The organism is Neogemmobacter tilapiae (assembly GCF_014652215.1).
Taxonomy (GTDB): domain Bacteria; phylum Pseudomonadota; class Alphaproteobacteria; order Rhodobacterales; family Rhodobacteraceae; genus Neogemmobacter; species Neogemmobacter tilapiae.
In genome coordinates, this window is sequence record NZ_BMYJ01000007.1 from 81,028 (window position 1) to 101,632 (window position 20,605).

Here is a 20,605-nt window from a genome sequence, read left to right on the forward strand (position 1 = left end):
GCCCCGGCATCCTTTGAACGATGATGATGAAAGACTATTTGCGCAAGCACCCCGAGGTGCGGACAATCCGGGTGGCGGCGGCTGACCTGAATGGGCAGGCCCGTGGCAAACGTGTTCCGGCGCGTTTTGCCGACAAGGTGGTGAAGGATGGAACACGGTTCCCCTTCTCGGTGCTGAACCTCGACATCTGGGGCGAGGATATCGACGACAGCCCGCTGGTTTTTGAGCAGGGCGATCAGGATGGGGTTTTGAAGCCAACGGAACGGGGTTTCATGCCAATGCCCTGGCTGGAGGCGCCGACGGCGCTGTTGCCGATCTGGATGTTCAGGGAAAACGGGCAGCCCTATGAGGGCGATCCGCGCCATGCTTTGCGGGCGGTGATCGACCGTTACAAGGCGCGGGGGTTGACGCCAGTGGTGGCGATCGAACTGGAATTCTTTCTGATCGACGACAGCGGCAAGACGCTGCAAGTGCCCCCCAGTCCGCGTTCAGGGAAACGGCGGAAAGCAGCGGAAACGCTGTCGATCCGGGCCTTGGATGCGTTCGATACGTTCTTTACCGATCTTTATGACGCCTGCGAAGCGATGGACATTCCGGCCGACACGACGACCAGCGAGACGGGTCTGGGCCAGTTCGAAGTGAACCTGATGCATTGCGACGACGCGTTGCGGGCGGCGGATGATGCGTGGCTGTTCAAGATGCTGGTGAAGGGTCTGGCGCGGCGGCATGGCTTTGCGGCCAGTTTCATGGCGAAACCCTATCCGGAATATTCGGGGTCGGGGCTGCATACGCATTTTTCCGTGGTCGATGAATCGGGGGACAATGTGTTTGACAGCGGCGGGCCCAAGGGGACGGCGACGCTGCGTTCGGCAGTGGCGGGGTGCCTGAATGCGATGCATGACAGCGCGCTGATCTTTGCGCCGCATCAGAACAGCTATGAACGGCTGGTGCCGGGGAAACATGCGCCGACCTCGATCTGTTGGGGCTATGAGAACCGGACGGCGGCGATCCGGATTCCAGCGGGGAACCCGGCGGCGCGGCGGATTGAACATCGGGTGGCGGGGGGGGATGTGAACCCCTATCTGATGCTGGCGGCGATCTTGGGCGCAGCCTTGGACGGGATCACGCAGGGGATGGAGCCGCCTTCGGCGATTGTGGGCAATGCCTATGCGGAGGAAGACCTGCCGCAGATCCCTTCGACCTGGGCCGAGGCGATTGAGGCGTTTGAGAAAAGCACGATCCTGCCCAGGATCCTGCCACCCGAGATCATCCGCAATCTGGTACAGACGAAACGGCAGGAGCTGCATTACATCGCGGAGCTGTCGCCGGAAGAACAGGTGGAGCTGTATCTGGATACGGTGTGACCCTTGGTGCGGCCCGTTGTCAGCGGCGGGCCGCGCGCCTAGAATGATGAAAAATCGGACAGACCCATGAAGATCGGCATCCTGCAAACCGGCCAATCCCCCGACGTTCTGCGTGCAGAGGCAGGCGACTATCCGGATATGTTCGAAACGCTGCTGTCCGGGCAGGGGTTTACGTTTCAAACATGGCATGTGGAGGCGATGGAATTCCCGACCTCGGTCCATGACGCCGATGGCTGGCTGATCACCGGATCGCGGCATGGGGCCTATGAAGATCATGCCTTTATCCCGGTGCTGGAGGATTTCATCCGCAAGGTGTTTGCGGCGGGGGTTCCGCTGGTTGGTGTTTGTTTTGGACATCAGATCATCGCGCAGGCGATGGGTGGGGTTGTGGAAAGGTTCGAAAAAGGCTGGTCGGTGGGGCCGACGGATTATGATTTCGGCGGCGAAAAGATCACTTTGAATGCCTGGCACCGGGATCAGGTGGTGCAGAAACCGCAAGGGGCTGAGGTCGTGGCCTGCAATGATTTCTGCGAGAACGCGGCGCTGCTTTATGGGAACAAGGCGTTCACGGTGCAGGCGCATCCGGAATTTGCCGACGATTTTGTCGATGGGCTGATGAAGACAAGGGGGCCGGGCCTTGTGCCTGCGGACCTTATGGAACGGGCCTCGGCCCGGTTGGGGGAGGGGAACTCTTCCGGTCGGATTGCGGCCCGGATTGCGGAATTTTTCAAAAACCCGAACGGGTAATTTCCACGGGCCGAAGGGCCGAAATCAGAGTGTGAACCATGTCCGACTGGACGGATAAGCTGCCCGAGGCGGCAAAAGATTATATCGGTGGCCGCAGGGTCGACGAGGTGGAATGCGTGATCCCGGATGTGGCGGGAGTGGCGCGGGGCAAGGCGATGCCGGCGGCGAAGTTCGGCAAGCAGACCAGCTATTTCCTGCCCAATTCGATTTTTTTGCAGACGATCACGGGGGAATGGGCAGACAATCCGTTTGATGCCTTTACGGAACCGGACATGGTTCTGGTGCCGGATTTCAGCACGGCGACGGCAGCGCCTTGGACGGCGGACGTGACCTTGCAGGTGATCCATGATGCGATGGATCAGCAGGGGGCACCGATTTCATTCAGCCCGCGGAACGTGTTGAAGCGGATCGTGGGGCTGTTCAATGCGCAGGGCTGGACGCCGGTTGTGGCACCCGAGATGGAATTTTTCCTGACGGCGCGGAATATTGATCCGAACATGCCCGTTGTGCCGCCGATGGGGCGGACAGGGCGGCAGGCAGCGGCAAAACAGGCCTATTCGCTGTCGGCCATCGACGAATATGGCAAGGTGATCGACGATATCTATGACTATGCCGAGGCGCAGGGTCTGGAAATTGACGGCATCCTGCAAGAGGGCGGGGCGGGCCAGATCGAGTTGAACCTGGCGCATGGCGATCCGGTGCGGTTGGCGGATGAGGTGTTCTTCTTTAAACGGCTGATCCGCGAGGCGGCGCTGCGGCATGACTGCTTTGCCACCTTCATGGCGAAACCGATCGAAGGCGAGCCGGGGAGCGCAATGCACATCCACCATTCGGTTGTGGATACAAAGACCGGCAAGAACATCTTTGCCGACCGCAAAGGGGTGGAAACCGAATATTTCGGGCATTTCATCGCCGGGATGCAGAACCACCTGTCGGGGGCGATTGCGTTGCTGGCGCCCTATGTGAACAGCTATCGGCGGTACGTGCCGGACTTTGCGGCCCCGATCAATCTGGAATGGGGGCGGGACAACCGGACGACGGGGCTGCGGGTGCCGATTTCTGGGCCCGAGGCGCGGCGGATCGAAAACCGGCTGCCGGGGATGGATTGCAACCCCTATCTGGGGATCGCGGCGAGCCTTGCCTGTGGCTATTTGGGGCTGATGGAGAAAAAGGCTTCAAGGCCCGAATTCGTGGGCAGCGCCTATATCGACAATGACGACATCCCGCAGAATCTGGGCGATGCTTTGGACCTTTTGGAAGATGACAAGGCCCTGTGCGCGGTGCTGGGGGAAGAGTTCATCAAGGTCTATGTTTCCGTCAAACGCAATGAATACAAAGAGTTTCTTCAGGTGATCAGCCCTTGGGAACGTCAGCATCTGCTGTTGAACGTATGAATCTGCTGTATGCCAACGACAAGGCGGGGGAATATCCCCCGTCCTATTACGCGGCGACAATGGCCCCCTTTGACCGGCAGCCGCCCTTGCAGGGCGACGTGGCGGCCGATGTCTGCATTGTGGGGGCGGGTTACACCGGGCTTTCGGCGGCACTGCATCTGGCTGAGGCTGGGTTGCGGGTGGTCGTGCTGGAGGCGCATCGGGTGGGCTTTGGTGCCTCGGGGCGCAATGGCGGGCAGGTGGGGTCTGGTCAGCGGCTGGATCAGGACACGCTGGAACGGATGGTTTCACGGGCCGAGGCGGCCAAGCTGTGGCAATTGGCCGAGGATGCGAAGGCGCTGGTCAAATCGCTGATTGCTGACCATGCGATGCCCGTCACCTTTCATCCCGGCGTGGCCCATGCCTGCCGGACGAAGGGCGAGGTCAAGGCGGCGCATCACTATGCGGATCGTCTGGCGCGGGATTATGGGTATTCCCAGCTTGAACCGCTGGATCGGAATGGCATCCGCGCGCTGATCGGGTCAGAGGCCTATGAGGGCGGCGAGATCGACTGGGGCGCGGGGCATTTGCACCCGCTGAACTATGCGATTGGTCTGGCCAAGGCCGCTTTGGCGAAAGGCGCGGTGATCCATGAGGAAAGCGCCGTTCTGGAATTGACGCCCGGTGATCCGGTCTTAGTAAAGACTGAAGGCGGAGTGGTGCGGGCAGGGCATGTTCTGCTGGCCTGCAACGGATACTTGGGTGGGCTGGAGCCGAAGGTTGCGGCCAAGGTGATGCCGATCAACAATTTCATTCTGGCAACGGAACCTTTGGGGGATCGCGCGCGGGAAGTTTTGTCGAAACCCGTGGCGGTGGCGGACAGCCGGTTCGTGGTGAATTACTGGCGGCTGTCAGAGGACGGGCGGTTGTTGTTCGGGGGCGGGGAGAGTTACGGCTATCGTTTCCCAGATATAGTCAAAACCGTTAAAAAGCCGATGTTGCAGGTTTATCCGCAATTATCGGATGTTAAAATCGATTATGCTTGGGGTGGGACTTTGGCGATTACGGTCAATCGCTTGCCCTGTTTCATCAGACCGCAGCCGAATGTCTTTTCCGCTTCGGGCTATTCCGGCCATGGCGTTGCTTTGGCAACTTTGGCAGGGAAAATGATGGCAAAAGCCGTTCAAGGACAGGCCGAAGGCTTTGATTTGATGGCCCGCCTGCCGCAACATCGTTTCCCCGGCGGACCCAGCCTGCGACAACCTTTGCTTGTTTTGGCGATGACCTGGTATGCCCTGAGGGATAGGCTGGGCCTATAAATCCGACAAAATATGTCGGTCGGATGTAGACAGCTAAATTTTTTTCAGCTTTTGTGACTTCGCACACAGTCCGGCCCGTGGGGGCGGTATAAGGGCTGGGATTGCTTGCACTTGTCATCACGACCGAACATTCGTCCTGAAAGGATTGGAACCATGCCCAGCGCGTTGATCATCGGAACGGACAACCCCGAATTCATTGGCGGCAATTCCGACGGGGATGACACGATCGAGGCGCGGGGCGGGAATGATACTGTCATCGGCTGGAGCGGCAATGACCTGATCTTTGGCGGTGAGGGTGATGACACGCTGAGCGGGTTCTTTGAGAACGATACGATCCATGGCGACAACGGCAACGACACGATCGACGGCGGGCCGGACACCGACTTTCTGTATGGCGGGAATGGCGACGATTACATGACCGGCGGGGGCAGCGGGAACAACGTGTTCTATGGCGGGACCGGCCGCGACACGCTGATGGGCGGATTTGATCGTGAAACGCTGGAGGGCGGGGCGGACAACGACAGCGTGTCGGGCAATTCGGGGGACGATCTTGTTATCGGCGACGATGGCGACGACACGCTTTCGGGCGATGGCGGTGCCGATCTGGTGCAGGGCGGTGCGGGCAGCGATCTGATGTATGGCGGCGATGGCCATGACACGCTGCAAGGGGGCAGCGAGAATGACACCATCGCGGGCGGTAACAACAATGACCGGCTGCATGGCGACGAAGGCGACGACAGCATGTCGGGCGATACGGGGGATGACTTCTTTCTGGGCTATACCGGGAATGACAGCATCTATGGCGGTGATGGTCATGACGATGGCTATGGCGAGGCTGGCACCGATTATCTGGAGGGCGGGAATGGCCGCGACAGCCTTTATGGCGGTGGCGACAACGACACGCTGTTCGGCGGCAATGACAATGACTCGCTGGTCGGCGGGGCTGGGCGGGATTCGATCCGGGGCGACAATGGCGATGACACGCTGACGGGCGATGAAGACAACGACACGCTGATGGGCGATGACGGCGAGGACCGTCTTTATGGCGGCGACGGGGTGGATTGGCTTTACGGTGGCGCGGGGAATGACAGTCTGTTCGGCGGCAATGGCAGCGACCATCTGGAGGCGGGCGAGGGGAATGACACGCTGGCGGGCGAGGATGGGGCGGATACGCTGAACGGGAACGAAGGCAACGACAGCCTGTCGGGCGGCAGTGGGACAGACAGCCTGTCCGGGGGCGAGGGCGACGATACGCTTTCGGGTGGAAGCGAGACGGATACCCTGTCGGGGGGCAACGGGACGGACAGTCTGGACGGCGGCGATGGTGCTGATCTGATTTTCGGCGGCAATGACGGCGATACGCTGGACGGCGGCAGTGGCAATGACACGCTGGCCGGGGATAGCGGCAATGACCAATTGGCGGGCGGCAGCGGGAATGATCAGCTTTATGGTGGCGATGGCGACGATTGGATGAATGGCGGCGACCACAATGACCTGATGTCGGGTGGCGAAGGCAACGATTACCTGTATGGGGATTGGGGCGATGACACGATGGATGGCGGTGCGGGCAATGACAGCCTGAACGGTTATGATGGCGATGATGTGCTGCAAGGGGGTGACGGTGACGACACCCTGTTCGGCGAATGGGGCGATGACACGCTGAACGGGCAGGACGGCAATGACTCGCTGGAAGGCGACATTGGCGATGACTCGGTCGAAGGCGGCAATGGCGCAGATTCGCTTTATGGCGGCCAAGGGGCGGATGACCTTTATGGCGGCAATGACAACGATCTGCTGGAAGGCGGTTCGGGGCAGGATTATCTTTCCGGCGACAATGGCGATGACACGCTGCGAGGTGAACAAGGCGTGGACAGCCTTTATGGCGGCGACGGAAATGACAGCCTCGATGGGGGAACCGAGACGGACTATCTGTATGGTGGTCTGGGCGATGACACGCTGGACGGTGATGACGGCAATGATACCATTTCGGGCGATGCCGGAAATGACAGCATGTTCGGTGGCGCAGGCGATGACAGCATGCAGGGCGGCGAGGGGAATGACACGCTGAGTGGGCTTTCCGGCAACGACACGCTTACTGGCGGGAATGGCGACGATCTGCTGGACGGGTCAGAAGGCGACGATGTGGCCTATGGCGGCGAGGGCAATGACGAACTGTTGGGCCATGACGGGGCGGATAACCTGTCGGGCGGCAACGGGAACGACATGCTGCGCGGTGAGGCCGGGGATGACGTGCTGCAAGGCGATGATGGTAATGACACGGCCTATGGCGGCAATGATCAGGACAGTCTTTTCGGCGGCAATGGGGCGGATGTTCTGTTTGGCGGCGAGGGGAATGACACGCTGTTGGGCGGTGAGGGCAATGACAGGCTGGAAGGCGATGAGGGCAATGACATTGCCCAAGGGGGCTTGGGGGATGACTCGGTCTATGGCGGCGAGGGCAATGATGTGCTGTCGGGGAACGACGACAACGATCTGCTGAGCGCCGGGGATGGCCATGATGTGGCCCATGGCGGGGATGGTGATGATCTGCTGATCGGGGCGGAAGGCAACGATAGTCTGTTGGGCGATGCGGGGAATGACACGCTGACCGGCGATGATGGCGATGACACGCTGGATGGCTGGGCAGGCAATGACAGCCTGACAGGCGGTGCGGGCAATGATCTGCTGTTTGGTGGAGGGGGTGGAGGCGCGTTGAGCGGGCCGGAAAGCGGGATGGACACGCTGGACGGCGGGGATGGCGACGACACGATCCACGGCATTTATGGGCCGGACCTGATCTATGGTGGCGCGGGCGATGACCTGATCTTTGACGACCATGACTGGCAATCGCCGGAAAACGACAGCGTCTATGGTGGCGACGGGAACGATACCATCTATGGCGAGGGCGGTGCAGACCTGATCTATGGTGGGGCGGACAACGACCTGATCTATGGTGAGAGTGCTGGGCAGCCGAACGGAAATGACAGCCTTTATGGCGGTGCGGGGGATGACACCGTCGACGGTGCAGCGGGCGACGATCTGATCGAAGGCGGCGAAAGCAACGACAGCCTGCTGGGGGCTGCGGGGGCCGATACGCTGCATGGCGATGCGGGCGACGACACGCTGGACGGCGGCGATGGCGACGACAGCCTGACGGGTGGTGCGGGCAATGACACGCTGAACGGCAGGGATGGCGACGACAGCCTGACCGGGGGCGACGGCGACGACGCGCTGCAAGGCGATGTCGGCAATGACCTGTTGGACGGTGGGGCGGGCAATGACTCGCTTTACGGCTGGTATGGGTCGGATACCATTCTGGGCGGCGACGGGGATGATTGGATCATCAGCGCGGATTCCATGCTGGGGAACATCGACGCCGACAGCATCGATGGCGGAGCCGGGAATGATGCGATCATCGCCAGTGGTGGGGCCGACACCATTGCGGGCGGTGATGGTGACGACATGGTCAACGCGGGCAATGGTGATAACCAAGTTGATTTGGGGGCCGGGAATGACTCGGTCTATTCGGGCGATGGGGCGGACAGCGTCATCGGTGGTGTGGGCAACGACACCGTCAACTCGGGCGGCGGGGCCGACAGCGTCTATGGTGGCGAAGGTGATGATTGGGTCGATAGCGGTCTGGGCGATGATTTGATCTATGGCGGCGCGGGCAACGACCGGCTTTGGGGCCGCGAGGGGGCCGACAGCATCTATGGCGGTGCGGGCGATGATGTGCTGGGCGGGGCGAGCGGGCAAAACCTGCTTGTGGGCGGCAAGGGCAATGATCGCTATGTGCTGAGCTTGGGTTCCGAAGTTGTCGAAACGCGGAACGGCGGGGCAAGGGATGTGGCTGTCAGCGATCGAATGACGCTGAAGGCAGCGGATCTGGCCTTTGTCGAGGTGTTGCGCCTGACCGGATCGGCAGATCTGAATCTGATCGGGGATGGCAAGGCGAATCGTCTGATCGGGAATGACGGGGACAACCGGATTGTTGCTGGTCGGGGCACGGATACGCTGAGCGGTGGTGATGGGGCCGATGTCTTTGTCTTTGCAACGGCGGGCGAGGCGGACGGCGACCGGATCACCGATTTCCAGCGCGGTGAGGATGTGATCAACCTGCGTGCGCTGCCAGGTCGGGGCGAGTTCATCGGCAAGGACGCCTTCAGCGGGACAGCGGGTGAGGTGCGCTATGTGCGCGAAACCGGGCGTCTGCTGGGTGATGTCAACGGCGACGGCGTGGCGGATTTTGTTCTGAAGCTGGGCGCGGGGACGCGTTTGGGTGAGGACGATCTGCTGCTTTGATGCAGGCCGCGCCGGCGGAGTAAGTCTATGACTATGGTCTATATTCCGCCGGGTTGACCTGGGGACTTTTCGCGGCAAGATTGCGTTGGTGGGGGCGCAAACGTTTGCGGCTGTGACTTGGTGCGGGCGAATTGGCCGCGCCTTGTCGCAGTGGCCGCGGGCGCATGAGAATATTTGTCCGGGCGTTTTCGGCCGGGCCCACCCCAACCCAATCCAACCCCGATGAGGAACCCATGGCTTTGATCGAAGGCACCCCGAACAACGATACTTTGGCAGGCACCATCAGCGCTGATTTCATGCTGGGCTATGGCGGCAATGACTACATGTTCGGGGATCAAGGCGACGATGTCATGGACGGCGGCGAAGGCGACGATTCCATGGAAGGGTTTGACGGCAACGATGTGCTGCAAGGCGCAGAAGGCAACGACACGCTGTTTGGAGATTGGGGTGACGATTCCCTGAACGGGCAAGACGGCGATGACAGCCTGATGGGCGATTTCGGCAGCGATTCGCTGGAGGGTGGCGAGGGAAACGACACGCTGGATGGCGGGGTGGAACAGGACGACCTTTACGGTGGGGATGGCAATGATCTGCTGCTGGGGAATGACGGGCTGGATTATCTAAGCGGTGATGCCGGGGACGACAGCCTGTATGGCGGTGCGGGGCAAGACAGCCTGTGGGGCGGCGAAGGCAATGACCTGATCGAGGTGGGCGACGACAACCAGTTCAACCTGGCCTCGGGCGATGAGGGGGATGATACGCTGATCGGCGGTGCTGGCACGGACGACATGATGGGCGGCAGCGGCAATGACTCGCTGGATGGTGGGGGCGCTAGCGATACGCTTTACGGTTCGAACGGCCATGACACGCTTTCGGGGGGCGAGGGGGCGGATCGGCTGTATGGCGGCAACGACACGGACAGTTTGTCGGGCGGCAATGGGGATGACGACCTGTTCGGCGGGGCTGGGAATGACATTCTGGCAGGCGGTGACGGGGCAGACGCGCTGAGCGGGGACGACGGCGACGACAGCCTGAGCGGCGGCGATGGCGCGGATCGGCTGAACGGCCATGCGGGGAACGATACGCTGGACGGCGGCAATGGCACCGACAGCCTTTATGGCGGGGATGGCAATGATAGCCTGAGCGGGGGTAATGAGGCCGACCATCTGGACGGCGGTGCTGGCAATGACACGCTGATGGGTGGCGCTGGGGCGGATTTCTTGATCGGCGTGACCGGGGACGATGTGCTGGTGGGTGACGATGGCGCCGATGAGATTATCGGGGATATCGGCAATGACACGCTGTATGGCGGCAATGACGATGACCGCGTCTATGGCGGCAGCGGCAACGACGTGGTGCAGGGCGACGATGGGCATGACACGGTTGTGGGCGGCGATGGGGATGACACGCTTGTCGGCAGCATCGGGAATGACTCGCTTTTGGGGGATGGTGGCAACGACTGGATGGATGCCGGGGATGGCGATGACCGGATCGCGGACAGTTGGGGCAATGACACGATCACGGCCGGGGCGGGGATGGATTTCGTCGACGCGGGCAGTGGCGATGACAGCGTGACAGGGGGCGACGGGGCGGACAGCCTGTATGGGGGTCAGGGGCAGGATACGCTGGATGGCGGGAATGATGCTGACCTTGTGGCCGGGGGGGACGGGCATGACCAAGTCTTTGGTGGCGCGGGTGCTGACACGCTGTTGGGCGAGGCAGGCCATGATCTGCTGGAAGGCGGGGAGGGCGATGACGAATTGCTGGGCCATTCCGGGGACGACACGATCCGGGGGGATGGGGGCAATGACCTGATGCTTGGCGATTCCGGCACCGACCTTCTGGATGGTGGGGCGGGGAACGACCAGCTGTATGGCGGCGCCGACGGCGATCTGTTGCGGGGTGGCGATGGGGATGACCTGCTGGATGGCAACGTCGGTCTGGACGTGCTGGAAGGCGGGGCGGGTCACGACACGATCCTGGCGGGTGATCAGACGGACATTCTTTTCGGCGGCGAAGGCAACGACCTGCTGGATGGCCAGTTCGGGGCTGACAGTGCCAGCGGCGGCACGGGCGATGACACGCTTTATGGCGGGTTGGGCGACGATACGCTGAACGGCGATGCGGGGAATGACTTGCTGGAAGGCGGGGATGGCCATGACCTGCTGCGGGGCGGGGCGCAGGACGATCAACTGATCGGTGGGCTGGGCAATGACAGCCTGTCGGGCGAGGCAGGCAATGACCTGCTGGATGGATCGGAAGGGTTGGATACGCTGGTCGGCGGGGCAGGGGATGACACCTATCTGATCGTGGCGGGCAGTGAAGTGGTGGAGCAGGCCAATGAGGGTTTTGACCGGTTGCGCAGCGAGACGATGTCGCTGAACGGGGCGGATTTCGCGAATATCGAGGGGCTGCGTTTGACGGGCACGCTGGATCTGAACCTGCGGGCTGGTGGTGAAGTGCGGTTTATGCGGGGGAACGAAGGCGAAAACACTCTGCACGCGGGAGCCGAGACCCGGCAGATGTTCGGCGATGCCGGGGCAGATGTCTTTGTCTTTGGCAGCAAGATCGCGGCGGATGGTGCGATGATCGGTGACTTTGCCAGAGGTGAGGACATGATCCGGCTGAGCGCGATCGGCAGCCGCTTTATCGGCAATGATGCCTTTTCGGAACGGAAGGGCGAGGTGCGCTATGTGCGGGCCGAGGGGCTGTTGGAGGGGGATATCAACGGCGATGGCAAGGCCGACTGGACCATCCGGCTGGAGGAAGGCACGCGGTTGGGGGCGGATGATCTGATCCTTTGATCGCGTGACAGGCGACGGGCGCAAGCCTGTCGCCTTTGCTATTCTTTTGGCGACCGCCGGGGCTTGCTTTGGCGGTCGTTCTTGGACACACATAGGTTGTGGGGATCGTATGATTTGCGCGAGGGGTTTGCATCCCCTAGGTCGGGGCCTTGGACCGCCCCCGCCCCACAGGTCGGCGCAACCAGCAGGATTTTTTGTCCGTGGCCTTGGCCTCGGGATAGCATTGCTTGCGCGCGGCGCAGGCCTGAAAGGATCGAATGATGGCTGTTATTCCGGGCACTGAGGACAACGATACGCTGGTAGGGACTGGCGACGCCGACACGATCAATGGCTTTGGTGGCAATGATCTGATCGACGGCGATGCGGGGAATGACGGGCTGGCCGGTGGGGATGGTAATGACACGCTGCTGGGCGGCACGGGTGATGACTTCATCACGGATCTTTCGGGCAACGACAGCGTCGAGGCGGGCGATGGGGACGATACCGTCGAATCCTATTTCGGAAATGACTGGCTGGAGGGCGGGGCCGGGAATGACGATGTTTGGGATCAAAGCGGGAATGACAGCCTTTATGGCGGCGCGGGGAATGACACGCTGTTGGGGTTGGATGGCAATGATCTGATCTATGGCGGCGATGGCGATGATGTGATCGAGATCTTTGGCGGCAGCAGTGCCGCCTATGGCGATGCGGGGCGCGATACGATCACGGGGCGCGAGGGGAATGACACGCTGGACGGCGGGACCGGGAATGACTCGGTTCTGGGCGGGGCGGGCGACGATACGCTGACGGGTGGCGATGGCGATGACACGCTGCTGGCGGAGGGTGGGAATGACAGTCTGGCTGGCGGGGTTGGCAACGATCTGCTGAATGGCGGATCCGGCGACGACACGCTGGAAGGGGGCGATGGGGATGATCGTCTGACCGGGGGTGAGGGCGACGATCAGTTGTGGGCGGGAACCGGGCAAGACACGCTGACGGGCGGCAATGGGGCCGACCTAATGGTGGCGGGCGGCGGCAATGACAGCTTGGACGGCGGCGACGGAAACGATGCGCTGTATGGTGAGGACGGCGACGACAGGCTGGACGGCGGTGAGGGGCAGGACAGGCTGTATGGCGGGGCGGGCAGCGACAGCCTTTCTGGCGGTAACGGGCAGGATACGTTGGTGGGCGGTGCCGGCGCGGATTCGATGGAGGGTGGCGATGGGGCCGATGTGCTGTTCGGTGGAATCTATGACGGCACGAATGCACCGGGCTATGACGACAGCAATGACAGCCTGTTTGGCGGCGCGGGGAATGACGACATCAATGGGTTCGACGGTGAAGACCTTTTGGATGGCGGTGAAGGCGATGACACGTTGCGGGGGGGCAACGGGGCCTTCAACGACACGCTGCTGGGCGGATCGGGGAATGACAGCCTAGAGGGCAATGAGGGCAATGACAGTCTGTTGGGGGGCGAGGGCGACGATTTTCTGCACGGCTACGGCGGCTCGGATACGCTGTTCGGTGGGGCGGGGAATGACACCCTGCGGGACCAGTATGAAATCTGGTTTGATGTGCCGGAAAACGACAGCCTTTCCGGCGATGCGGGCGATGACAACATCCATGCCGGGGCGGGAGACGATACGCTGGACGGCGGCGACGACAACGACGGGCTGAACGGCGAGGACGGGAACGACAGTCTTTTGGGCGGGGCCGGACGGGATTCGATGTATGGCGGGTCTGGGAACGATACCTTGGATGGTGGCCTTGGCGATGACCTTCTTTACGGGGAAGGTGGGCTCGACAACCTGTCGGGCGGGGATGGGCAGGACGGTCTGTTCGGCGGTGACGGTGATGATACGCTAGCCGGAGGCGAGGGCAACGACACCCTGTTTGGCGATGCGGACAACGACCGTCTGATCGGCGGGTTCGGCGACGACAGCTTGGGCGGTGGGTTGGGCAACGATTTGCTGGAAGGCGGCGACGGCCATGACTCGCTTTTAGGGGACGACGGTGCGGACACCATTGATGGTGGCGCAGGAAACGACTGGATCCTTGGCGATGCCGAGGTCGTTGCGGGGAACGACAGCCTGTCGGGGGGCATCGGCGATGACCTGATCGAAGGTGGTCATGGCAACAACACGCTAGACGGCGGGGCTGGAAATGACAGCCTGCGAACGGAAGGCGGCCGTGATCTGCTTTACGGTGGTGAGGGCGATGACGAACTGCAAGGTTTTGGCGACAGCGACAGCCTTTATGGCGGTGAAGGCAATGACGGGATGTTTGGCGGTGCCGGCGATGATCGCGCCGAGGGCGGGACTGGCAATGACCAGTTCTGGGATTTTGAAGGCGGGAATGACACGCTGATTGGCGGGCTTGGCAATGACCGTGGCGAAGGCCATGCGGGCAGCGACCGGCTGGAGGGCGGCGATGGGGCAGACACGCTGTTTGGCGGGGCGGACGGCGATACACTGAACGGGGGACGCGACAACGACACGCTTTACGGAGGGTCGGGGCGCGACACGCTAAGCGGTGGCGATGGCAACGACCTGCTGGATGGCGAGGATGAAGCCGACCGAATGGTTGGGGGCGCGGGCAATGATCGCTACACCCTTACCGCCGGTGATGTTGTTGTCGAAACCGCGAGGGGCGGGACGCGGGATGTGGCGCAGTCCGTCAGCATTTCCCTGAACGGCACGACTTTGGGCCAGATCGAGGTTTTGCAGATCCTTGAGGATGCCAATCTGAACCTGCGGGCGGGTTCTTCGACGCTGGAACTGATTGGCGGCGATGGGGCGAACCGGATCACCTCGGCGGCGAATGTGACGCGGCTGACAGGGGGCGAGGGGGCGGATGTCTTTGTCTTTAAGACGAAGGACGCGGCCCTGGGGGCGCGGATCGTGGATTTTGAACATGGGGTGGACAAGATCGACGTCGGAGCCATTGGCGACCTTTACATCGGTGCGCGGGACTTTACCGATAAGAAGGGGCAGGTGCGCTATGAGCAGGAACTGGGCCTGTTGCAGGGCGATCTGAACGGCGATGGTAAGGCCGATTGGTCAATCCGGCTGGCGGGTGAACCGCTGCTGACCAAAAGCGATTTCATATTCTGATTTTGCATGGGGCCTGCGGCAAAGGCCGCGGCCCCTTTGAAAGGAATACGCCGATGTCGACACCGGTTTTAGAGGGCAGCGAGTTTCTGATCAACACGACGACGCTGAACGAGCAATGGAGCCCCGCCGTTGCCGGTCTGGCCAACGGCCAGTTTGTCGCTGTCTGGGCCGATGCCAGCAAGACCGGCGGGGATACGTCCAATGCGGCCGTGCATCTTCAACGCTTTGATGCCAGGGGCGTGGCCATTGGCGGCGAAGTGCTGGTCAATACGACCACGAGTGGCAATCAGCTTTACCCGACGTTGACGGTTCTGTCGGACGGGCGATTTGTCGTGGCTTGGACGGATTCAAGCTATAGCAGCGACCACCCATCAAACGACGCGACCCGTGCGCAAATTTTCAACGCCGATGGCAGCAAGGCCGGAGCGGAGTTTCTGGTTCAAACCGACCTGTCTGGTGCGAAGACCCAGCAGACGATCACAGCGCTGAAGGATGGTGGTTTCGTGGTGGCCTGGACGGCCATGGGCCAGACCAGCGGCAGTGATTTATCGGATACCGCCATCCGCGCGCAAATCTTCAACGCGGATGGCAGCAAACGCGGGGCGGAATTCGTCGCACCCACCACAACCGACGGCTATCAAGAAGAGCCATCGGTCACCACGCTGGCGGATGGCCGTTTTGTGCTGTCGTGGTCCGATTACAGCGAAACCGGGGGGGATCAGGACGGCTATGCCGTTCGCGCGCAGGTGTTCAACGCCGATGGCAGTCGTTCAGGCAGCGAGTTTCTGGTCAACACGACCACGGGCTCGGATCAGGACTACTCGTCTATCACCGGGCTGACCGACGGGCGCTTTGTGGTGGTCTGGCATGATGACAGTGCCACGGGTGGCGACACATCCTTGGGCGCTGTGCGCGGGCAGATCTTCAACCCCGATGGCAGCAAGTCGGGGGTAGAGTTTTTGGCGAATACGACCACGGGGGATGAACAGACACGCCCCAGTGTAGAGGCTTTGACCGAAGGCCGCTTTGTGGTCGCGTGGTATGATGACAGTGGCGGCGGCGACATCCGTTTGCAGGTCTTTGCAGCGGATGGCACGGCGCTGGGGGACGAGCTGTTGGTCAGCAGCACCGAGGTCTTGCAGCACTATGCGCCTTCGATCACTGCGCTGGCCGATGGTCGGTTTGTGGTGGCTTGGTCGGATCAGAGCGCGGCGGTTGGTGACACATCAATCTGGGATGCGCGGGGGAAAATCTTCGATCCGCGGACCGAAGCGATTCAACTGACGGGCACAGCGCGGGGCGATGATCAACTGGGCACCGGCTTTGCCGACCGCATGTCCGGTGTCGGCGGGAACGATAGCCTAGACGGGGCTGGGGGGAATGACGCGCTGTTCGGCGGGGCGGGCGGCGACCGGCTGCTGGGCGATGGGGGACAAGACAAGGTCAATGGCGGCAAGGGCAAGGACAGCCTGACGGGTGGGTCGGGGGCGGATGATTTCATCTTTTCCAGCAAAGCCGAGGCGACCGGCGACCGGATCATGGATTTCCGGCATAAGGTGGATGACATCAACCTTCAGGGTTTCATGAAGGGGGGCGAATTCATCGGCGGGCGCGCCTTTACCAAGGACGACGATCAGGTGCGCTATGTTAAAGCGACTGGACTTTTGCAGGGTGATGTCAACGGCGATGGGCGGGCGGATTGGTCGCTGACCATCGGGAACAAGGTGATGTTGACAGCGGCGGATTTCATTTTCTGATTTCGCGGGAATAGGTTCGGGCATTCAGGCGTCATGGTGGGGAAACCATGACGCCATCCGGTCCGGCCAGCGGGCCTTTGGCGCAAACCAAAGGACAATCCCCATGACAACGACTTTCGGCCCCGAATTTCTGGTGAACACAACGACCGCCGAGGGGCAGGATGAACCCGGTGTTTCAGTGCTGGCCGATGGCCGTTTTGTTATCACCTGGACCGATTTCAGCGGGACGGCCGGCGATACGACCGATGCGGCCATTCGCGCGCAGGTGTTCAACGCCGATGGCAGCAAGGCTGGGGCCGAAATTCTGGTCAACAGCACAACGAAGGGGCGGCAGTCTGATCCTTCGGTGACCTTGCTGGCGGACGGGGGCTTGGTCATCGCCTGGGCGGATCTGAGCCTTAGCGCCGATGACGCCTCGGGCGCGGCCATCCGGGCGCAGGTTTTTGCGGCGGATGGCAGCAAGGCGGGGGCAGAGTTTCTGGTTAACACCACAACGGCGGGCAATCAGGCGATCTTGGCCATCACCACCTTGTCGGACGGGAATGTCGTGATCGGCTGGCGGGACAGCAGCGTAAGCGGCGGCGATACCTCGGGCGACGCCATTCGGGCGCAAATTTTTGACGCCTCGGGCAGCAAGGTCGGCGGCGAATTTCTGGCGAATACGACGACCTTGGGCAGCCAGTCGCGCCCGGAAATCGCGGCCCTTGCCGATGGGCGCTTTGTGATGACCTGGACCGATGAGAGGGCCACGGTGGGTGATACCAGCGGGTCCGCTGTGCGGGGGCAGGTCTTTAACGCCGATGGAAGCAAGGCCGGGGCCGAGTTTCTGGTCAACACGACAACGCTTGGTCAACAGAACGACGCGACGGTCGCGGCCTTGGCGAAGGGCGGCTTTGTAGTGACCTGGACGGATCAAAGCGCCAGTGTAGACGAAACCTCGGGCAGCGGTATCCGGGCACAGGCCTATGCGGCGGACGGCAGCCCTGTGGGGGCGGAGTTTCTGGTGAACACAAGCACGGACCAAAGCCAGACCGATCCCGCCGTCACAGGGCTGGCCGACGGCGGGTTTATCATCGCTTGGGTGGATGAAAGCAAAAGCAGCGGCGATACCTCGGGCACGGCGATCCGGGCGCAGGTTTTCAAAGCCGATGGCAGTGCCTCGGGGCAGGAGTTTGTGGTCAACACGACGACGCTCTTTGATCAAAAGCAGCCGCAGCTGACGACCCTGGCTGATGGGCGAGTTCTGGTCGGCTGGCGCGACAGCAGCGCGACGGGGGAGGATGCATCCGGTCCCGCGATCCGGGGGCAGATCCTTGACCCACGGACCAAGGCTGTGACCTTGGCGGGGTCGGATTTCAACGACAGCTATTTCGGCACGGGCTTTGCTGACCGCATGTCGGGCGGTTTGGCGAATGACTCTCTGCACGGGGCGGGCGGCAATGACCTGCTGCGCGGGGGGGATGGTTTGGACAGCTTTTCGGGTGGCGGCGGCAACGACCGGATTTTTGGCGGTCTCGGGACCGACAGCCTGACAGGCGCGGCGGGGGCGGATGATTTCATCTTTGCCAGCGCGGTCGAGGCAAAGGGCGACCGGATCGGTGATTTCCGGCATGGTGTGGACGACATCAACCTGCGCGGCTTTATGAAGGGCGGCGAATTCATCGGGGGGCGGGCCTTTACCAAAGACGACGATCAGGTGCGCTATGTGAAAGCGACTGGCCTGTTGCAGGGTGATGTGAATGGCGACGGCAAGGCCGACTGGTCGCTTGTGATTGCAAACAAGGCGGCGCTTTCGGCGGAGGATTTCATTTTCTGATTTTGTCGGGAATAGGTCTGGGCCTTCAGGCGTCATGGGAATGAGCAAACATGACGCCAACCGGCCCGCAAGGCGGCCCTTGGCGCAAAGCAAGGGACAAGGACATGACCGCGACTTTCGGACCGGAGTTTCTGTTGAACACCGCCACTTTCGGCAGTCAGGCTGAGGCCTCAATCACGGCGCTGGCCGACGGGCGCTTTGTGGCGACTTGGACGGATTTTGCGGGCGAGTTCGATGATCTTTTCGGCGGCGTGATCAAAGCGCAGCTTTTTAACGCCGATGGCAGCAAGGCCGGGGCCGAGCTTTTGGTCAGCCCCACCGGCTTTTTGCTGCAAACGCAATCCTCGGTCACGGCGACGGCGGATGGCGGCTTTGTCGTCAGTTGGACCGACGACAACCGTATGGGCGAGGTCGATGGCGGAACGGCAATCCGGGCGCAGGTGTTCGGGGCAGATGGCCAAAAGGCGGCGCCGCCGATTTTGGTCAACACCACCACAGCGGAGAATCAACGGGAATCGGCGGTCACGGCGCTGACCAACGGCCAGTTCATCGTCACCTGGCGGGATGAAAGCGAAACGGCGGGCGACACCGATGGATCGGCTGTGCGGGCGCAAATCTTTGATGCCGAAGGTAAAAAGGTTGGCAATGAATTCCTGATCAACAAGACGACCAGCAGAGACCAATCGCAGCCCGCCATTACCGTGTTGTCGGACGGGCGGTTTGTGGTCAGCTATTCCGATGGCAGTGCTGCGGGGGCGGATCCCTCCAGCGCCGGGGTCCGCGCGCAGATTTTCAACGCGAATGGCACCAAATCGGGCAATGAATTTCTGGTCAATACCTCGACCAATGGCGACCAGTTCGCCTCGGCCGTGACCGCTTTGCCCGGCGGGGGCTTTGTAGCCACCTGGACCGATTTTGGCAGCAATGCGGGTGACAACATCGGGGCTGCGGTCAGGGCGCAGGTGTTCAACAGTGCGGGGGCCAAGGTCGGGGCCGAGTTTCTGGTGAACACGGTGGTCGCCAATTCGCAAAGCACGCCGGCGATTGCGACCCTGCCGGACGGGCGCTTTGTGATCAGCTGGACCGATGAAAGCAGCGGTTTGTCCGATATTCGCGCACAGGTCTTTAACGCCGATGGCAGCAAATCGGGTGAGGAGTTTGTGGCCCATACAACGACTTCCAGCCTTCAGTTTGACAGCAGCATCACCGTGCTGGCCGACGGGCGCTTTGTCATCGGCTGGACGGATTTTTCGGGGCTTGTGGGCGATCAGTCGGGATCGGGCGTTGTGGCGCAGGTCTTTGACCCACGCACAGCCGCCATTCTGGCGAATGGCAGCGCTTTGAATGACCAATATGTCGGAACCAGCTTCAACGACAGTCTGGCGGGTGCACTGGGCAACGACCGGCTGGACGGGCAGGGGGGCAATGACGTCGTATTCGGGGGCGATGGGAACGACATCCTGCGGGGCGGTTTGGGCCATGACGATCTGGGCGGCGATGGCGGGTCTGACCAACTGATCGCGGGCAGTGGCAATGACAGCGTGAACGCTGGGGATGGGGCCGATCTGTTGCGGGGTGAGGATGGGGCGGATCTTTTGCTGGGGGGGCTTGGCGATGACAGGATATTTGGCGGCAAGGGCAAGGATCTGCTCTCGGGGAATGGCGGGGCGGATGATTTCATCTTTACCAGCGCCGCCGAGGCAAAGGGCGACCGGATCACAGACTTCCAGCGTGGCGTAGATGATTTGAACTTGCGTGCGTTTATGAAGGGCGGCGCATTTATCAGTGGGCAGGCCTTCAGTGGTGAGGAAGATCAGGTGCGCTATGTCAAGGCGACGGGTCTTTTGCAGGGCGACGTGAATGGGGATGGGCGGGCGGATTGGTCGCTGACCATTGTGAACAAGGTGGCGTTGAGCGCGGCGGATTTCATCTTTTGATCTTACAGATGCCTATCGGTGGGAAATGGCAGCCATGCGCGTTCAGCAAAGTTTGCGCATGGGCCCGATCTGCATTTTGGAGATGACAGGCTTA

Annotated in this window: 10 protein-coding genes; all 10 read left to right on the plus strand. The window is 61.6% G+C overall.

Annotated features, from left to right (window positions below; all coding sequences use genetic code 11):
- Positions 1–26 precede the first annotated feature (26 nt).
- A complete protein-coding gene (locus IE095_RS12260) occupies positions 27–1,364 on the plus strand; it encodes a glutamine synthetase family protein (protein ID WP_189411959.1) in 1,338 nt (445 codons plus the stop codon).
- A 66-nt stretch (positions 1,365–1,430) separates the two neighbouring features.
- On the plus strand, positions 1,431–2,111 hold the full coding sequence (locus IE095_RS12265; protein WP_189411960.1) for a type 1 glutamine amidotransferase: 681 nt from the start codon (positions 1,431–1,433) through the stop codon (positions 2,109–2,111).
- 38 nt (positions 2,112–2,149) lie between these two features.
- On the plus strand, positions 2,150–3,505 hold the full coding sequence (locus IE095_RS12270; protein ID WP_189411961.1) for a glutamine synthetase family protein: 1,356 nt from the start codon (positions 2,150–2,152) through the stop codon (positions 3,503–3,505).
- Positions 3,502–4,803, plus strand: a complete 1,302-nt coding sequence (locus tag IE095_RS12275; RefSeq protein ID WP_189411962.1) for an NAD(P)/FAD-dependent oxidoreductase — start codon at positions 3,502–3,504, stop codon at positions 4,801–4,803. The genes IE095_RS12270 and IE095_RS12275 overlap by 4 nt, the downstream gene beginning before the upstream one ends.
- Positions 4,804–4,956: 153 nt before the next feature.
- Positions 4,957–9,105, plus strand: coding sequence for a calcium-binding protein (locus IE095_RS12280; RefSeq protein ID WP_189411963.1), 4,149 nt, complete (start codon positions 4,957–4,959; stop codon positions 9,103–9,105).
- Positions 9,106–9,338: 233 nt separating this feature from the next.
- Complete coding sequence (locus tag IE095_RS12285) at positions 9,339–11,909, plus strand: calcium-binding protein (RefSeq protein WP_189411964.1); 2,571 nt, start codon at positions 9,339–9,341, stop codon at positions 11,907–11,909.
- A 260-nt stretch (positions 11,910–12,169) separates the two neighbouring features.
- Positions 12,170–15,001, plus strand: coding sequence for a calcium-binding protein (locus tag IE095_RS12290; RefSeq protein WP_189411965.1), 2,832 nt, complete (start codon positions 12,170–12,172; stop codon positions 14,999–15,001).
- 53 nt (positions 15,002–15,054) lie between these two features.
- Entirely contained in the window at positions 15,055–16,758 is a 1,704-nt protein-coding gene (locus IE095_RS12295) for a calcium-binding protein (RefSeq protein ID WP_189411966.1), read from the plus strand.
- Between the two features lie 103 nt (positions 16,759–16,861).
- Positions 16,862–18,574, plus strand: a complete 1,713-nt coding sequence (locus tag IE095_RS12300; RefSeq protein WP_189411967.1) for a calcium-binding protein — start codon at positions 16,862–16,864, stop codon at positions 18,572–18,574.
- A gap of 104 nt (positions 18,575–18,678) precedes the next feature.
- Positions 18,679–20,511, plus strand: a complete 1,833-nt coding sequence (locus IE095_RS12305) for a calcium-binding protein (protein ID WP_189411968.1) — start codon at positions 18,679–18,681, stop codon at positions 20,509–20,511.
- The last annotated feature ends 94 nt before the right edge of the window (positions 20,512–20,605 follow it).

Bases quoted from the DNA above. Each gene is read 5' to 3' on its own strand.
- IE095_RS12300 (WP_189411967.1), top strand. From the start codon at position 16,862: ATGACAACGACTTTCGGCCCCGAATTTCTGGTGAACACAACGACCGCC.
- IE095_RS12275 (WP_189411962.1), top strand. From the start codon at position 3,502: ATGAATCTGCTGTATGCCAACGACAAGGCGGGGGAATATCCCCCGTCC.
- IE095_RS12260 (WP_189411959.1), top strand. From the start codon at position 27: ATGAAAGACTATTTGCGCAAGCACCCCGAGGTGCGGACAATCCGGGTG.
- IE095_RS12285 (WP_189411964.1), top strand. From the start codon at position 9,339: ATGGCTTTGATCGAAGGCACCCCGAACAACGATACTTTGGCAGGCACC.
- IE095_RS12290 (WP_189411965.1), top strand. From the start codon at position 12,170: ATGGCTGTTATTCCGGGCACTGAGGACAACGATACGCTGGTAGGGACT.
- IE095_RS12295 (WP_189411966.1), top strand. From the start codon at position 15,055: ATGTCGACACCGGTTTTAGAGGGCAGCGAGTTTCTGATCAACACGACG.
- IE095_RS12305 (WP_189411968.1), top strand. From the start codon at position 18,679: ATGACCGCGACTTTCGGACCGGAGTTTCTGTTGAACACCGCCACTTTC.
- IE095_RS12270 (WP_189411961.1), top strand. From the start codon at position 2,150: ATGTCCGACTGGACGGATAAGCTGCCCGAGGCGGCAAAAGATTATATC.
- IE095_RS12280 (WP_189411963.1), top strand. From the start codon at position 4,957: ATGCCCAGCGCGTTGATCATCGGAACGGACAACCCCGAATTCATTGGC.
- IE095_RS12265 (WP_189411960.1), top strand. From the start codon at position 1,431: ATGAAGATCGGCATCCTGCAAACCGGCCAATCCCCCGACGTTCTGCGT.